Origin of the sequence: Sulfuricaulis limicola, assembly GCF_002355735.1 — a bacterium.
GTDB lineage: Bacteria > Pseudomonadota > Gammaproteobacteria > Acidiferrobacterales > Sulfurifustaceae > Sulfuricaulis > Sulfuricaulis limicola.
In genome coordinates this window covers 1,350,537-1,366,129 of sequence record NZ_AP014879.1, presented here as the reverse complement: position 1 = coordinate 1,366,129, position 15,593 = coordinate 1,350,537, and the positions used below count along the sequence as shown (strand labels likewise).

The following is a 15,593-nucleotide window of genomic DNA, read 5'->3' as shown; positions in this document are numbered from 1 at the left end:
ACCTATGTAACTGCTTCTGGATCGATCAAGTGTATATCATCCCCCGGTTCCAGGAGGACGTCACCGTTTTCCTCGCGGACCGCCAGCTTTACCAGCCCGGCGCCGCCGCAGGGTCCGCCCACGCAGGCACCGCTGGCGGGGGCGTAACGCGCGCCGTGCGTGGCGCACAACAGATGCTCGCCAAAGGCATCGAAGAAGTCACCTTCAATCCAGTCGAGCTCCAGTGACCGGTGCGCGCAGCGGTTGACATAAGCGTGCGCCGCGCCATCGAAGCGGACGACGAACGCCGGGGTCGTCTCGCCACGGCGGCGCACCGTAAAGCGTATCCCGCGCCCACGATCTACGAGTTCGCGGCTGCGGCAGATGATGGACGGCTTGCCTGTTGCAGCCACGCATAAACCTCGCTGAAGGAATCCAGACAGGCCAGCGGACCGTGTTCCGCCAGCAGCTCGCGGCCGTGCACGCCATAGGTGACGGCCAGACCGTCCATGCCGGCATGGCGCGCCATCTGCATGTCATAGGTGGTATCCCCCACCATCAGAGCCTGCCCGGCATTGAAACCGGTCTGATCGAGAATGTCCTCGAGCATGCGCGGATGCGGTTTGGAAAACGCCTCGTCGGCACAGCGCGTGGCCACGAACAGATGCGTCGTGCCGGTGTCGCGCAACACACGCTCCAGCCCGCGGCGCGCCTTGCCGGTCGCGACCGCGAGCAGATAACCCTGCGCCGCGAGCGACTCCAGCCCCTCGCGCACGCCGGGAAACAGCGGCATGTGGGTCTGATCGATATGCAGAAAATGCTCGCGATAGCGCTCCACCACCTGCGTGCGCGCGACCTCGTCCGCCTGCGGCAGCAGCGTCGCCACCGCCTCGGCCAGTCCGAGACCGATGATATGGCGCGTGGCGTCCTCGCCCGGTTGCGGCAGGCCGACATCGTCCACCGCCGCCGTGAAACAGCGCACGATCTTGGCGATGGAATCCATGAGGGTTCCATCCCAGTCGAAAATAATCAGTTCATGCCTTGGTTTCATAATATCTAACAAAAAGAAATTTAACCGCCAAGGCGCCAAGGCGGTTCAAAATCAAAGTTTTGCCAGCACCCCGGAAAGTTCATCCGGAAGCGGAGCCTCCAGATCCATTTTATCTCCGCTCACCGGGTGCGCGAACCGCAGGCGCGCGGCGTGCAGAAACAGGCGCCGCAGCCCCAGCTTGTGCAGGCGGCGGTTGAATTCGCGATCGCCGTACTTGTCGTCACCGGCGATCGGGTGGCCCAGGTGCGCCGCATGCACCCGCGCCTGGTGGGTGCGGCCGGTGAGCAGCCGGATCTCCATGAGCGTGGCGGAGCCATATCGCTGGTGCGGCACGAACAGACTGGTCGCCTGCTTGCCGGTCTCGGACACCTCCACCATGCGCTCGCCTGACCGGGGCCGGTTTTTTTCCAGCGCCACGTCCACCTCGCGCTGGCCGCCGCGCCAAGTCCCGGCGACCAGGGCGAGGTAGCGTTTTTCCATATCGCCCTCGCGCAACAGGCGATGCAGCGCCAGCAACGCCGGGCGGGTCTTGGCCAGCAGCAGGCAGCCGGAGGTGTCCCGGTCCAGGCGGTGAGCCAGGTCGAGGAACGGCGCCTCCGGCCGCAGCCCGCGCAGCGCCTCGATCAGCCCCACGGCAACGCCGCTGCCGGCGTGCACCGCCAGGCCGGCCGGCTTGTTCACCACCATCAGGTCATCGTCTTCATACAGGATGCGCGGTAGCAGCCAGGCAAAGCCTTCTGCGGCCTCGGCTGAGTCCAGCTTGGGGGGCGATTGTCGCAGGGGCGGTATCCGCACCACATCCCCCGCCTCCAGACGATAGTCCGGGCGCGCCCGGCCCTTGTTAACTCGCACCTCGCCCTTGCGCAAAATGCGGTAAATATGGCTTTTGGGGACGCCCTTGAGGGTGGCGATCAGGAAATTGTCGAGCCGCTGGCCGGCACGGGATTCATCGATTTCAACATAACGGACGGCGGGAGTGGCGGGGTCTACGGCCGGTTTCATGCCGGGGCGATAATAACAGATTGCTGGGAAGTCAATTGGTTTGCTATAGTGCCTATGTGTACTTTTAGTAAATTCTTTGGAATTTTACACAAGTACACGAAACGCAACGGATTTTCGCGCCAGGTAAAAGCCGGCGCGGGCTCTACCGCACCGTTGCCCCCGGCGCAGCGCCGGTAGCCAGACACCTAAACGCGGCCAGAGCCCAAAAAGGGTAACACGTCTCTCCCCTACTTTATGTAGAGACGTATGGATTAGACGCTCCTATAGGCGAGCACCTGCCGACACACACAGGCAGACGACGCGTGGGACAGCCAAAACCTGTTCACGGCGTAATTTAAAGTCTGAATTGTACATCCTGCGCCTTTTCATGATGCGCGGGACCAAAACAGAAGGCCGCTAACCTGCACCAAGGCCTCTGTCACCCTGTCGGCAGGACGACGTTCCGTCATGTCGCGCTGAAACCACAGCGCGGGCGGAACCGCGCGCCAAACCGGGCGTCGGGGACATATATCAACAATGAAGCGCATCCTGTTTAACGCAACTCACCCCGAGGAGTTGCGGTTGGCCGTTGTCGACGGCCAGAAACTGCTCGACCTCGACATCGAATCCTCGACCTACCAGCAGAAAAAGGGAAACATCTACAAGGGCAAGGTCACCCGCGTGGAACCGAGTCTGGAAGCCGCCTTCGTGGACTACGGTTCCGAGCGCCAGGGCTTCCTGCCGCTCAAGGAAATCTCCCGCATTTACTTCCAGGGTTTCAACGAACGCACCCCGATGAGCCAGGTGCGCATCAAGGACGTCATCCGCGAAGGCCAGGAACTGCTGGTGCAGGTGGACAAGGAAGAGCGCGGCACCAAGGGTGCGGCGCTCACCACCTTCGTCAGCCTCGCCGGCCGCTACCTGGTGCTCATGCCCAACAACCCCAAGGGCGGCGGCATCTCGCGCCGCATTGAGGGCGAGGAACGCGCCGAGCTGCGCGAGGCCATGTCCCAGCTCAAGCTGCCGGACGACTACTCCGTCATCGCCCGTACCGCCGGCATCGGCCGTTCGGCCGAGGAACTGCAGTGGGACCTCGACTACCTGATCAACCTGTGGGACGCCATCTACAAGGCTTCGCAAGAGCGCGCCGCGGCTTTCCTGATCTACCAGGAAAGCAACCTGGTGGTGCGCGCCACGCGTGATTACCTCAAGACCGATATCGGCGAGGTGCTGGTGGACAACCCGGAGATCCACGAGCGCATGATCAAATTCATGCAACAGGTGGCGCCGCAATTCATCGACAAGCTCAAGCTGTACAAGGACGAGACGCCGATGTTCTCGCGCTACCAGATCGAGCATCAGATCGAGTCGGCGTTCTCGCGCGAGGTGCGCCTGGAATCGGGTGGCGCGATCGTGTTCGACAAGACCGAAGCCTTGGTGACGATCGACGTGAACTCGGCGCGCGCCACCAAGGGCGCCGACATCGAGGAGACCGCGTTCAACACCAACCTGGAAGCGGCGGAAGAAATCGCCCGTCAGCTGCGCCTGCGCGACCTGGGCGGCCTGATCGTCATCGACTTCATCGACATGACGCCCGAGCGCAACCGCCGCGAAGTGGAAAACCGCATGTTCGAATCGCTCAAGGTGGACCGCGCCCGCACCCAGGTCGGCCGCATCTCGCGTTTCGGACTGCTCGAGATGTCGCGCCAGCGCCTGCGTCCGTCGCTCGGCGAGTCCTCCAGCCTGATCTGCCCGCGCTGCCGCGGCACCGGCCATATCCGCAGCGTGCAGTCCTCCGCGCTCTCGATCCTGCGCATGATCCAGGAAGAGGCCATGAAGGAAAACACCGCCGCGGTGCATGTGCACCTGCCGATCGACACCGCGACCTTCCTGCTGAACGAGAAACGCATGGAAATGAGCGCCATCGAATCGCGCATCGGCACCCCGATCATGATCATCCCGATGTCGGACATGGAAACTCCCCACTACCATATCCGCCGCCTGCGCATCGACGAATACGAGGCCGAGGCCGACGTACCGAGCTACGAGATCGATCTGGTCGAGGACGAGGAAGACGAAGACCGCCGGCCCACCCAACCCACGCCGGTGTCGGCGGAAGCGGAAAAGCCGGTCATCGGTCCGCTCACGCACAGCGCCGCACCGCCGGAACGTCCGAAGCCGGCTGCCGCCAACGGCGGCGGCCTCATCAAAAAGATCATCACCGGCCTGTTCGGCAAGAAAGCCGAGGAAGAAAAGAAACCGGTGGCGGCGGAAAGCCGTCCGATGCGCCAACACCAGCCGGGCCGCGGCCATGGCGGCGGGCGCCCGCCCCATCGCCCGCCTCACGGCCAGCGGCATGAACGTCATGCGCATGGCGATCGCCGTCCCGGCGGGCAGGGTCAGGGTCAGGACCAAAACCGTCAGCGCCCGCCACAGCCGCCGCAGGCCGCCGGCGCTCCCGGCGGTGATGCCAACCAGGCTCAACGTGAGCGTCCCGAGGGCGGAAGCGGACGGCGCCGTCGTCGCGGCCGTCGTCGCGGCGGCCGGGGCCAGGAAGGCAGAGCACCGCAGGAGCGGCAGGATTTCAATGCGCGCAATGGTGCGCCGGAAGCAAACGGGTCGCCGGACCGTCCGGCACCGGCCCCGCGTCCTCCCCGCGAGGAAACTTCCTACGTGCCGCCGGCCGCCGCAACCGGCGGCGTGACGGAAACCTTCACGGAAACCCCACCCGTCGCTTCGTCCTGGGACAAACCGTCGGAGCAGAACAACGACGGCTGGCACACGCCCTCGTCGCCCACGTCCGGGCATGACGAAACGCATCATGCGCCCGACAGCAGTGAATCCGCTCCCAAACCGGAGCTGGTTCAGGTCGAGACCCGGTTTGACGACGACAACAAAGGCAACAAGTAAACAAAAAACCCGCCGCAAGGCGGGTTTTTTGTTTGAGGCTCGTACTTGATTATTTCAGGCGCGTGCGCTGGATTTCTTCCAGCAGTCCCTGTGCCGCATCCTCGATCATGTCGAGCACGCGATCGAATCCACCCGCGCCGCCGAAATACGGATCGGGCACCTCTTCCTCCGGGCGGCTGGGGGCGAACTCCATGAACAGCCGGATGCGGGATTCATACCCCTGAGGACAAATCTCCAGAAGATTTTCATGGTTCTCGCGATCCATGGCCAGGACGTAATCGAATTTCTCGATGTCGCCGGCAATGGCCTGGCGCCCGCTCAAACGGCTGATGTCGATGCCGCGACGGGCACAGGCGGCCTGGGCGCGCTCATCCGGCGGCTTGCCGACATGATAGGCGTGGGTCCCCGCTGAATCGATTTCGAAGTGATGCTCCAGCTGGTGCTCGCGCACGAGTTTCCGGAATACGCCCTCCGCCGTCGGCGAGCGGCAGATATTACCGAGACATACGAATAAAACTTTTATCATGGAAAATAAATAGAAAATAAATGGACAGGATTAACAGGATTTACAGGATTCAAAAGAAACCCGGGTCTTATTTTTTCTAATCCTGTTAATCCTGTAAATCCTGTCTATTCAAAAATATTTCCTTACTCTTTCCAGATCTTCCGGCGTATCCACACCGGCCTCGGGCATCTGGCGCGCCTCGTGCACCACGATCCGCTCTCCATGCCACAAAACGCGCAACTGCTCGAGCTGCTCCGTCTCCTCCGGCGGACAGGGCGGCCAGGAAGCATAGCGGCGCACAAAGCCGGCGCGATAGGCATACAACCCGATATGACGGTATGCCTTGATTTCTCCATCGCCCTTCCCGGCCATCATGTCACGCGGCCAGGGAATGGCGGCGCGGCTGAAATAAAGCGCATACCCCCTGGCGTCGCGCACCACCTTCACGACATTGGGATTGGTGAGGGTCTCGCGATCATGAATGGCGTGGCAGGCGGTCGCTACCTGCGCCTCCTTGTGCGACGCCAGTTTTTCCGCCACCTCGCGCATCAGTTCCGGCGGCATCAGCGGCTCGTCACCCTGCAGGTTCACGACAATTTCCTCCGGGCCGATGGCGAGCTTTTCGATCACCTCGGCCAGCCGGTCCGTGCCGGAGCGATGCGCGGCCGACGTCATCACCACGCGCGCACCGAAACTCACGGCTGCCCTGTGAATGCGTTCGTCATCCGTGGCGATAACGACCTGGGCGGCGCCGGTCTTCACGGCGCAATCATGAACGCGCTGGATCAGCGGCTTGCCGGCAACGTCGGCGAGCGGCTTGCCGGGAAGCCGGGTCGAGGCGTAACGCGCGGGGATGATAATGTGCATGACAGGAAAAAATTAATTGACAGGATTAACAGGATTAAATAAATAATTATTTCCTTCGATTTTAAAAATCCTGTGAATCCTGTTAATCCTGTCCATTTAAATTATTTCGGCAACTCTTCTTCCGCCACCTGGCGCGCCTCGTCTTCCAGCATCACCGGAATATCGTCGCGGACGGGATAAGCCAGGCGGTCGGCCTTGCACACCAGCTCGGATTTTTTCTTGTCGTAGATCAGCGGACCCTTGCAGGCCGGGCACACCAGGATATCGAGCAACTTTTTATCCACGCAGCTTCTCCTTGAGTCGTTGCCACACTTCTTCGCCGACGCGCGCGTCCGGCCGCGCCTCCACCGCCAGGTACCACACATGATCGCCCGCGAAGCGCTCGCATTTTACCGCATCTTTCTGGGTCATGATCACCGCCAGATTATCCGGAAAACGGATGTCCTGCGCCGCATACCGGTGATGATCGGGAAACGGATGCTCGATGACCTGCAGGCCCAGGCGTCGCAGTTGCGCGAAAAACCGCGCCGGATTGCCGATGCCGGCCACGGCGTGCACGGTTTCGCCCTTGATCGACCCCACGGAGGCCCAGGACTCCGGCGCATTTACCCGGCACAGTCCGGTCTCCGTCAGCGCCATGCCGAGCTCACCGGCCTGCGGCGTGCCGTTGGTGACGCACAGGGAAACATCGCGCAGGCGGCTGGCGGGCTCGCGCAACGGTCCGGCGGGCAGGCAGTGGCCGTTGCCGAAGCGGCGCGCGCCGTCGATCACGGCGATTTCCATGTCGCGCGCGAGACGCAGATGTTGCAGGCCGTCGTCGCTCAGGATCACGTCGCAACGATGTTCACGCAGCAGATACTGCGCGCCGCGGACACGGTCGGGGTCCGCCGCCACCGGGCATTCGCTCTGCCGTGCCAGCAACACCGCCTCGTCGCCGACCACGTCGGGATCGTGCTGCGGCGTGACGCCATGCGGCCAGTCGGCGGCGCTGCCGCCGTAACCGCGCAGGACAATACCCGGTCGCAAACCTTTCTCTCGCAGGAAGCTCGCCAGCCACAGCACCAGCGGCGTCTTGCCGCTGCCGCCGACCGTGAGATTGCCCACCACGATCACCGGCACCGGCAATTTTATGGAAGGGAATATGCCCAGCCGGTACAAAACCCGGCGCAACAGCATCAGCAGGCAATACAGCCAGCTCACGGGCAACAACAGCAGGCTGACGGGGGTGAAACGGTACCAGTGCTGTTCCAGCCAATGCATTATTCGGGGATTCGCGAAACCACGGGTGTCATGTTTGCGTCACCTTGTCGGCCGACGGGCTGTCCTGGAATTGATTGCGATACAAGCCCGCGTAGACACCGTTGCGCGCCAGCAGCTCGCGATGCGTGCCGCTCTCCGCCACGCGTCCCTGCGCGAGCACCACGATTTTGTCGGCATGTTCTACGGTGGAAAGCCGGTGTGCGATCACCAGCGTGGTCCGGTGCAGCATCAGTTTTTGCAGCGCGGCCTGCACCAGCCGTTCGGACTCGGTATCGAGCGCGGAAGTGGCCTCGTCGAGAATAAGAATCGGCGCGTTCTTGTACAGCGCCCGGGCGATGGCGATGCGCTGCCGTTGCCCGCCCGACAGCAGCATGCCGCGCTCGCCCACGCGCGTGTCCAGCCCCTCCGGCAGGCGCTCGGCGAATTCGAGCACGTGCGCCGCGCGCGCCGCCTCCATCAGGCGGCTGGCATCGATCGCGTCCTCCTCGCCGTAGGCGATGTTGCGGCGGATGGAATCGTCGAACAGGATATTTTCCTGGCCCACCAGGGCGATCTGCCGGCGCAGGCTGGCCAGGGTCAGGTCATTGATGTCGGTATCGTCGATCAGGATGGCGCCACGGGCCGCGCGATAAAAACGCGGCAGCAGGCTGACAATGGTGCTCTTGCCGCTGCCCGACTGGCCGACCAGGGCCAGCACCTGTCCCGGCTCCACCCGGAAGGAAACGTCGTCCAGGACATCCTGCTCGGTGCCGTGGTAGCGAAACCCGACATGGCGATACTCGACACGGCCGCGCGCGCGTTCGATGTTCACCGAGCCGGTTTCCTCCTCCGGTGCCTCATCCATCACGGCAAAGGTGCTGTGTGCCGCGGCCAGCGCGGTCTGTATGGTTTCGTTGACGCGCGCCAGCCGCCGGCTGGGTCCCATGATCCACAGCGCGGCCACCAGATAGGAGGTGAACGATCCGGCGGTGATCTCGCCCGACAACAGCGCGGTATAGATCACGAGGCCGAGTGCGACCGCACCGGCGAGCTGCAGCAGGCCCATGCCGATCGCGGACACGGCCACCTTGCGCATGTTCTGGTGACGGTTATTTTCGCTGCCGCGGTTAAACGCACGGATTTCCATCGCCTGCCCGCCGAAGGCCTTGACCACGCGCTGGCCGTCGCTGGCCTCGCGCACCACCTGCGATATCTCGCCCATGCTTTTCTGGATCTCGACGCTGGTGCGCAGGAAACGCCGGTTCATGGCCCGCATCAGCAGCGCCGTGACCGGCAACAGGACGGCGAATACCAGGGTGAGCTTCCAGTTGAGGTACAGCAGCCAGCCCGCCAATGCCAGCAGCGTAAGGCCGTCGCCGATCACGACATACGGCACCTGGGTGACGCCGGCGGCGAGCTGCTCGACGTCGTAGATGATCCGGGATATCAACCCGCCGGAGGCACCCGATTCGTAATAGCGGCTGGGCAGATACATCATGCGCTGGAAAATGCTGGTGCGCAGATCGAAGGTGACGCGCCGCCCGACCCAGGCCGTGCCGTATTGCGCCAGGAAATTGCCGATGCCGCGCGCCAGAAACAGCAACACGATCAGCAGCGGAATCATCTTGATCGTCGCGACGTCGCGCTGGACGAAACCTTCGTCCATCAGCGGTTTCATCAGGGCGGTGAAGCCGGCGGCGCTGGCCGACAGCATGATCATGCCGACCACGGCCACGAGAAACACCCATTTGTACGGCCAGGCGTAGCCCAGCAGTCGGCGGTAGAGCCGCAGGCTGTTTCCGGTGTCTTTCGCCTTACTCACGCGCCGACTGGCCGGACGGCTGCTGGGTGGCGAAGGTCAGGCGGGTGAATCCGAGGCGGCGCGCCGCGTCCATCACGCGGACGACGGCCTCGTGCGGAGTCTGCGCATCGGCATGAATGACCACCAGCGGATCCTTGTTGCCGGCGGCGGCGCGCACCAGGGCGCTGCGCAGCACCTCCGGCGTGGCATTCAACAACTGCTGATCACCCATGTAAAACTGGCCCTTGGCGTCGATGGTGACGCGCAGCGACGGCGTCTCCTGCTTCACCTCGGCCGAGGCCTCGGGCAGGCGCACGCTCAGGCGCGCCTCGGTCGAAAAACTGGTGGTGACCACCAGGAAGATCAACGTCATCAACAGCACGTCGATCAGCGGGATCAGGTTCAGTTCCGGTTCTTCGTCGGACGGGGCGGCGCGGAAATTCATGGTCGATTCAACCGTTCTCGCTCTCGCGCTCGCCGTGCAGGATCTCCACCAGCTTGACGGCCTCCTGCTCCATCTCGAGCAGCAGCTCGTTCACGCGCCCGCGGAAATAGCGGTAGAACATGAGGCTCGGGATCGCGACCGCCAGACCGCCGGCGGTGGTGATCAGCGCCGTCGAAATGCCGGCCGCGACGATGGAGGGATCGCCCACGCCGTGCTGGCCGATACCGGAAAACATCTGGATCATGCCGATGACGGTCCCGAACAGCCCCAGGAACGGCGAGATCCCCGCGATCGTGCCGAGACTGCGCAGGTAGCGCTCGAGTTCCGGCACCACCTGGCGGCCGGCATTCTCGACGGCCTCCTTGACGATCTCCCGGTCATGGTCGCGGTTGACCAGGCCCGCCGCCAGGACGCGCCCGAGCGGCGAACTGTCGCGCAACGCCGCCAGATGCGACGGTTCGAGCTCGTTGCGCGCCAGCAGCTGCTGCACCTGCGCCAGCAGATTGGGCGGCGCGACGTATTTTTTCTGCAAGGACCAAAAACGTTCGCCGATAATCGCCAGGGCCGCGACCGAACACAGGATGATGGGCCACATGACCCAGCCTCCGGCCTTGATAAGTTCGAACATGCTGTTATTCCGGGGAAAATTATCAAAAAAGTGCGGCTAATGTATCAGACGAGGCCAAAACCTCAAAGACGGCCGCGCGCCGCGGCGGTTCAGTCCGCGTACCAGTAGCGTCGCTGCCGCACCCGGTAGGCCGTGGCATTCAGGCCGGCGGCATCCAGCCGGAATTCCAGCGCGCCGGCACTCGGCGAGTCATACAGGGCGGCGCCGCGCTCGACGTAGCGTTGCACCACATCCGGATGGGCATGCCGATAACGGTTGCGATAACCGACCGGAAACAGGACGTGCCGCGGCGCCACCGCCTCGATGAACGCCGGCGTGGAAGATGTCTTGCTGCCGTGGTGCGGCGCCACCAGGATTTCCGAGCGCAATCGCCCGCCCAGCTGTTGCACCAGTTTTTTTTCAGCCTTGGCCTCGATGTCGGCCGGCAATAATATATTTCCGTGGCGACTGCGTACCTGCAGCACGCAGGAGGCGTCGTTGCGGCGGCTCGCTCCGGCATCGTCATCCGGTCCCAGGATGTCGAACTCCACGCCGTCCCAATTCCATGTCTGTCCGGCCCGGCATGGCTGCGCCGGCGGCAATTTTTCCGGCACGCTGCTCAACAGCATCCTCACCGGCAACGCGTGCAGCACCGATTCCGCGCCGCCGACATGATCCATATCGCCGTGGCTGACGATGAAGGCGTCGAGACGACGCACGCCGGCGGCGCGCAGATACGGCTCGACCACCGCCTGGCCGGTGTCGAAATCGCCGAAACGCGGCCCGGCGTCGAACAGCAGCGCGTGTTCCCGGGTGCGCACCACCGCCGACAATCCCTGACCGACGTCCAGCAGCGTGAACCACACCTCGCCCGTTCCCGGCAACGGCGGCCGCACCAGGAACATTGGCAGCAACCAGACGATGCCCGTCCAGCGCGCCGGCCAGCCGCGCGGCGCAAGCAACAGCAGCACGCCCGCGACGCCGCAGGCCAGCGCCCATGCCGGCGGCGCGGGCTGCGTCCACTGGCTGAACGACGGCTCCGCGAGCCACGTCAGCGCCTGCCACAACCCGTGCAACAGCCACGCCGCGAACCCGAACAGCCACCCCGCCGCGTCCGGCGCCACGCCCAGCAAGAGCGCGCCGCACAAGGTCAGCGGCACCAGCAGCAGGTCGAACACCGGCACCGCCAGCATGTTGGCGAGCGGCGCCACCAGCGACAGCTGTCCGAACATCGCCAGCATCAGCGGCAGCATGCCGAGTGCGATGGCCCACTGGATGTAGCCCCACTTCCACGCCACCGGCATCTGCACGCGATCGCCGTGCATGAAGAACAAAATCACCGCCACGGCCGCGAACGACAGCCAGAAACCCGCGGCCATGACCGACAGCGGATCGTAGACCAGCACCGCCAGCCCGGCCACGGCGAGCAGTTGCGACGGCGGAAACCGTCGCCGCAACAATATACCGGCCATGGCCACGGCCAGCATGATGAGCGCGCGCTGGGTCGGCACCACGAAACCGGCCAGCGCAGCGTAAAAAGCGGCGGCCAGCAGCGCGCAGACGGCACCGAACTGGGGCGCCGGCAGGCGCAGGACGGTCGTCCCCGGCAGCGCCCACAGCCAGCGGGCGATGAAAAACACGACACCGGCGATGAGACTGATGTGCAGCCCGGAGATCGCGACCAGATGCAGCGTGCCGGTGCGGCGCAATATCTGCCACTGCTCCTCGGCCAGGCCGCGGCCATCGCCGTTGGCCAGCGCCACGATGATGCCGGCATATTCGTTGTCCGGCAGTCGCGCGCGGATACGATCGCCCAGGTCCTGGCGCCAGCGGTCGATGTCATGCCAGGCCGGTTCCGGGCCCAGGCGCTGCGGCGCCGTGGCGTCGCGCACATAGCCGCGGGCACGGATGCGGTCGCGAAACAGGTGCGCCTCGTAATCGAAGCCGCCGGGATTCTGGTAACCGTGCGGGCGCTTGAGACGCACCAGCAACCGCCAGGTTTCGCCCGCGCGCGGCTGAAAATCGCGATCGCGGCTGTTGAGCAGAATGCGGCGCGGCACGCGCGCCGGCGCGCCGTCGAGGCTGGCGTGCGTCACCTCCAGCTCGAAACGCAGTCCGAAATCGGTCGGCTTGGGAATGTCGTCGATCCGCCCCTCGACCAGCAGGTCGCGGCCCTCGAGTTCCGGCGGCAGACTGTCCTGCAGGATCAACCCGGCGCGCAGGCTCGTCCAGACCACGCCGGCCACGAAAAACACCGGGACAAACCACAGGGGACGGCGCCGGGCCAGCCATAGAAGCGGTGGCAATAGCAGCGCCCACCACAGCGACGGCAGCGCGGCCAGCTGCTGTACCAGCAGTACTCCGCCGAGAAATGCCAAAGTGGCAGTGCGGATGGGAATCTCCTTGGCTGATATTTTTATTTCGTGCGAATATACACCTGCAATTTATGGCAAAAAAATTTATACGTCGCTACCTCCCGGACCCCCACAAGATCCGCGACCACAAGCATTTGCGCCTGTTCGGCACGCTGCTGCACGACCCCAACCTGTGGCACCTGAACCGTCGTTCAGCCTCCGGCGCCTTCGCCGTCGGCCTGTTCATGGCCTTCGTGCCCATGCCGTTCCAGATGATACCGGCGGCGGCGCTGGCCATCCTGTTTCGCGTGAACCTGCCGATCGCGGTGGCGCTGGTGTGGATCACCAACCCGATAACGATGCCGCCGATTTTTTATTTCTGCTACAGCCTGGGCGCGTGGCTGCTGAACACGCCGGTGCACGCCGTCGGATATGATTTTTCCTGGGAATGGATTACCACGGAACTGATCCGCATCTGGAAGCCGTTTTTGCTCGGCTCATTCCTGGTGGGGGCCGTTTGCTCCGCCGTCGGCTACCTGGGCATACGCGGCCTGTGGCGCTGGCACGTGGTGCGCGACTGGGAACAGCGCAAGTTGAGGCGGGAAAAAAATACCTGAATATTATTTTTCACCGCAGAGAGCGCAGAGGTCGCAGAGATTTTTATCAGAAATCTTTTCTCTGCGTACTCCGCGTTCTCTGCGGTTGAAACTCTTATAACTGCTTCAATACGCCGTCTTCCAGCTTGAGCACGCGGTCCATGCTCGCCGCCAGCGCCGGGTCGTGCGTGGCGATGATGAAGCAGGTCTCGAGCTCGCGGTTGAGCTCCAGCATCAGCTCGTAGACGTTCTGCGCATTTTCACGGTCGAGGTTGCCGGTCGGCTCGTCCGCCAGCACGCACAGCGGCCGCGTCACCATGGCGCGCGCCACCGCCGCGCGCTGACGCTCGCCGCCGGACAGCTCGCCCGGGCGGTGCTGCAGGCGGTCCTCGAGGCCGACGCGCCGGAGCATGTCCTGTGCCTGCGCCATCGCCTCGCGCGGCGGCATGCGCCGCAACAGCAGCGGCATGGCGACGTTCTCGAGCGCCGAAAATTCGTTCAGCAGATGATGAAACTGATAGACGAAGCCGAGCATGCGGTTACGCAGCAGGCTCACCTCCGCTTCGTCCATTTTCGTCAGATCCTGGCCATCGATCTCCACCTGCCCGGACGTGGGCCGGTCCAGCCCGCCCAGCAGATGCAGCAGCGTGCTCTTGCCCGAGCCGGAGGCGCCGACGATGGCAACGCGCTCGCCCGGTTCCACGCGCAGATACACGCCCTTCAGCACATGCACGTTGAACGTGCCCTCGTTGAACACCTTCTGCAAACCGGTGGCGCGCAGGATGTATTTTTTGTCGGATTTGTCCGGCATCGCCGCCGGTTCCGGCGTCGGGCTCGCGCCCGCCGGTGCCGCGGCAGTGACAGTCTCGACCGGACCGCTTTTCGCGGACTTGCCGGCTTTCCCGGTTTTTTCGGATTTCTTGCTCATTCGTAGCGCAAGGCCTCGGCCGGTTGCACCTTGGAGGCGCGCCAGGCCGGATAAAGCGCGGACAGCAGGCCCAGCACCAGCGAACAACCCGATACCAGCAGCACGTCGGACCAGTGCAGGTCGGACGGCAGCTCGCTGATGAAATACACGTCCGCCGCGATGAAGGAGGTGCTGAACAGCCGCTCGATACCGTGCACGATGGGCTCGACATTGAGCGCCAGCAGCACGCCACAGAGCGTGCCCACGAGCGTGCCGGCCACGCCGACCACCGAGCCATGCGCCAGGAATATGCCCATGATGCTCCGGGGACTGGCGCCGAGCGTGCGCAAAATGGCGATGTCGGCGCGTTTCTCGGTGACCACGACCACCAGCGTGGACACCACGTTGAACATGGCCACGGTCACGATCAGCAGCAGAATGACGAACATGACCGTCTTCTCGATCTTGAGTGCGCGGAAGAAATTGCCGTGCTCACGGGTCCAGTCGCGCGCCAGGTAATTCGGTCCCAGACCGGTCGCCAGTTCGTCGGCCACGGCGGGCGCGGCGTCGAGATTGTCGAGCTTCAGGCGCAGGCCGCTGACCTCATCGCCCATCTGGTACAGCCTGGCGGCGTCATCCAGGTGCATCAGCACCAGGCCGCTGTCGTATTCGTACATGTCCATCTTGAAAATGCCGACCACGGTGAAGCGCTTGAAGCGCGGCATGAGGCCGGCCGGCGTCACCAGCGCCTGCGGGATCACCAGCGACACCGGCGAACCCACGCTGAGATCGAGTTTCCACGCCAGCGCGCTGCCGATCACGACGCCGAACTCGCCCGGCTTCAGCGCGTCCAGCTTGCCCTCGATCAGGCGGCTGCCGAATTCGGATACCTGCATCTCCTCGGACGGCAATATCCCGCGCACCATCACGCCACTCACGCTCTTGCCGCGCGTCACCATGCCCTGTCCGGCGATATAGGGCGCGCGCCCGGTCACGCGCGGATCCCGGATGCGTTCGGCCGTCGCCCGCCAGTCGTGCAACTGGCCGGTGGTTTCGGTGACGGTCACGTGCGAAATCACGCCGAGGATACGGCCGCGCAGTTCCTTGCCGAAGCCGTTCATGACCGACAGCGTGGTGATGAGCGCGGTGATGCCGAGCGTGATGCCGAGGATGGAAATGAGCGAGATGATGGAGATGAAGTGGCTGCGTTTGCGGGCGCGGGTGTAGCGCAGGCCAACGAAAAGCTCAAACGGACGGATCATGGCCCGGCATTAAACACAGATGAAATCATTAGCACAAGTAGCTCTTTTAATATTCGTGAAACCGCTGATGAACGCAGATTAACGCAGAT

Annotated in this window: 15 protein-coding genes; 2 read left to right on the top strand and 13 right to left on the bottom strand. The window is 63.8% G+C overall.

All coding sequences use genetic code 11. The features are described 5' to 3' along the window. Positions 1-2 precede the first annotated feature (2 nt). Genes SCL_RS06705 through rluC form a run of 3 tightly spaced genes read right to left on the bottom strand, consistent with a single transcriptional unit; the run spans position 3 to position 2,032 of the window. Complete coding sequence (locus SCL_RS06705) at positions 3-392, bottom strand: Rieske (2Fe-2S) protein (protein WP_096360502.1); 390 nt, start codon at positions 390-392, stop codon at positions 3-5. After that, positions 341-1,030, bottom strand: coding sequence for an HAD-IIIA family hydrolase (locus SCL_RS06700; RefSeq protein ID WP_096360501.1), 690 nt, complete (start codon positions 1,028-1,030; stop codon positions 341-343). Before SCL_RS06700 ends, SCL_RS06705 begins: the two co-directional genes overlap by 52 nt. A 51-nt stretch (positions 1,031-1,081) precedes the next feature. After that, positions 1,082-2,032, bottom strand: coding sequence for a 23S rRNA pseudouridine(955/2504/2580) synthase RluC (gene rluC, locus SCL_RS06695; RefSeq protein ID WP_096360500.1), 951 nt, complete (start codon positions 2,030-2,032; stop codon positions 1,082-1,084). 516 nt (positions 2,033-2,548) lie between these two features. Here rluC and SCL_RS06690 point away from each other — a divergent pair. Further along, a complete protein-coding gene (locus tag SCL_RS06690; RefSeq protein ID WP_096360499.1) occupies positions 2,549-4,921 on the top strand; it encodes an Rne/Rng family ribonuclease in 2,373 nt (790 codons plus the stop codon). A gap of 49 nt (positions 4,922-4,970) precedes the next feature. Here SCL_RS06690 and SCL_RS06685 read toward each other — a convergent pair whose 3' ends face one another. From SCL_RS06685 to SCL_RS06650, 8 genes are all read right to left on the bottom strand, one after another. Then, a complete protein-coding gene (locus SCL_RS06685; RefSeq protein ID WP_096360498.1) occupies positions 4,971-5,447 on the bottom strand; it encodes a low molecular weight protein-tyrosine-phosphatase in 477 nt (158 codons plus the stop codon). Positions 5,448-5,555: 108 nt separating this feature from the next. Continuing rightward, positions 5,556-6,293: a 3-deoxy-manno-octulosonate cytidylyltransferase gene (kdsB, locus tag SCL_RS06680; RefSeq protein WP_096360497.1), complete on the bottom strand. Its 738-nt coding sequence runs from the start codon at positions 6,291-6,293 to the stop codon at positions 5,556-5,558. 101 nt (positions 6,294-6,394) lie between these two features. Continuing rightward, positions 6,395-6,577 carry a Trm112 family protein gene (locus SCL_RS06675; RefSeq protein WP_096360496.1) on the bottom strand — a complete coding sequence of 61 codons (183 nt, stop codon included), beginning with the start codon at positions 6,575-6,577 and terminating at the stop codon, positions 6,395-6,397. Next, positions 6,570-7,553 carry a tetraacyldisaccharide 4'-kinase gene (gene lpxK / locus SCL_RS06670; RefSeq protein ID WP_096360495.1) on the bottom strand — a complete coding sequence of 328 codons (984 nt, stop codon included), beginning with the start codon at positions 7,551-7,553 and terminating at the stop codon, positions 6,570-6,572. Before lpxK ends, SCL_RS06675 begins: the two co-directional genes overlap by 8 nt. 28 nt (positions 7,554-7,581) lie before the next feature. Beyond that, complete coding sequence (msbA, locus tag SCL_RS06665; RefSeq protein WP_197702737.1) at positions 7,582-9,354, bottom strand: lipid A export permease/ATP-binding protein MsbA; 1,773 nt, start codon at positions 9,352-9,354, stop codon at positions 7,582-7,584. Next, positions 9,347-9,778: an ExbD/TolR family protein gene (locus SCL_RS06660; RefSeq protein ID WP_096360494.1), complete on the bottom strand. Its 432-nt coding sequence runs from the start codon at positions 9,776-9,778 to the stop codon at positions 9,347-9,349. The genes msbA and SCL_RS06660 overlap by 8 nt, the downstream gene beginning before the upstream one ends. Before the next feature lie 7 nt (positions 9,779-9,785). Continuing rightward, positions 9,786-10,406 carry a MotA/TolQ/ExbB proton channel family protein gene (locus SCL_RS06655; RefSeq protein ID WP_096360493.1) on the bottom strand — a complete coding sequence of 207 codons (621 nt, stop codon included), beginning with the start codon at positions 10,404-10,406 and terminating at the stop codon, positions 9,786-9,788. 89 nt (positions 10,407-10,495) lie between these two features. Continuing rightward, a complete protein-coding gene (locus SCL_RS06650; RefSeq protein ID WP_172425951.1) occupies positions 10,496-12,763 on the bottom strand; it encodes a DNA internalization-related competence protein ComEC/Rec2 in 2,268 nt (755 codons plus the stop codon). Positions 12,764-12,831: 68 nt separating this feature from the next. Here SCL_RS06650 and SCL_RS06645 point away from each other — a divergent pair, with 68 nt between their 5' ends. Beyond that, positions 12,832-13,356, top strand: a complete 525-nt coding sequence (locus tag SCL_RS06645) for a DUF2062 domain-containing protein (RefSeq protein ID WP_096360491.1) — start codon at positions 12,832-12,834, stop codon at positions 13,354-13,356. A 94-nt stretch (positions 13,357-13,450) separates the two neighbouring features. Here SCL_RS06645 and lolD read toward each other — a convergent pair whose 3' ends face one another. Next, positions 13,451-14,146 carry a lipoprotein-releasing ABC transporter ATP-binding protein LolD gene (gene lolD / locus SCL_RS06640; RefSeq protein WP_096361879.1) on the bottom strand — a complete coding sequence of 232 codons (696 nt, stop codon included), beginning with the start codon at positions 14,144-14,146 and terminating at the stop codon, positions 13,451-13,453. Between the two features lie 113 nt (positions 14,147-14,259). Then, entirely contained in the window at positions 14,260-15,504 is a 1,245-nt protein-coding gene (locus tag SCL_RS06635; protein ID WP_096360490.1) for a lipoprotein-releasing ABC transporter permease subunit, read from the bottom strand. Positions 15,505-15,593 lie beyond the last annotated feature (89 nt).